Genomic DNA, 698 nt, shown 5'->3' with positions numbered 1-698 from the left:
AAAGGTTTAGAAGGTGTAGTCGCAACACAATCGGCGATCAGTTCGATCATCGATGATACCCTTACATACGTCGGCTACAACATCGACGATCTGGCGGACAACGCCAGCTTCGAAGAAGTGATCTACTTGTTGTGGCACCAGCGTTTGCCGAAGGCGGACGAATTGGCCGAGCTGAAACAACAGCTCGCGGACAACATGGCAGTGCCGCAAGCGGTGCTTGACCACTTCAAGACATACGACATCAAACATGTCCACCCAATGGCCGCGCTGCGCACAGCGGTCTCCATGCTCGGCCTCTTCGACGAAGAAGCGGAAGTGATGGAAGACGCGGCCAACTACCGCAAAGCCATCAAAATCCAGGCGAAGATCTCGACGCTCGTGACGGCATTCGGCCGCATCCGCGCCGGCAAAGAACCGATCCAGCCGAAAACGGATTACAGCTTCGCGGCGAACTTCCTGTACATGCTGTCTGGCGAAGAGCCAAAAGACATCGAAGTCGAAGCGTTCAATAAAGCGCTTGTGCTGCACGCCGACCACGAACTGAACGCATCGACGTTCACGGCACGTGTCGCGGTCGCAACCTTGTCCGACGTCTACTCCGGCGTGACGGCAGCGATCGGCGCGTTGAAAGGCCCGCTTCACGGCGGCGCCAACGAGCAAGTCATGAAGATGCTGACAGAAATCGGGTCCGTCGACAA

Annotated in this window: 1 protein-coding gene; it reads left to right on the top strand. The window is 56.7% G+C overall.

Annotated elements, in window-relative coordinates; translation table 11 throughout:
• Nucleotides 1-698 (top strand): citrate/2-methylcitrate synthase (locus AB9R92_RS02235; RefSeq protein ID WP_370667905.1); only part of this gene is annotated, 698 nt, incomplete at both ends.

It is taken from the genome of Planococcus sp. SSTMD024 (assembly GCF_041320495.1).
Classification (GTDB): domain Bacteria; phylum Bacillota; class Bacilli; order Bacillales_A; family Planococcaceae; genus Planococcus.
This window is presented reverse-complemented; position numbering and strand designations above follow the sequence as displayed.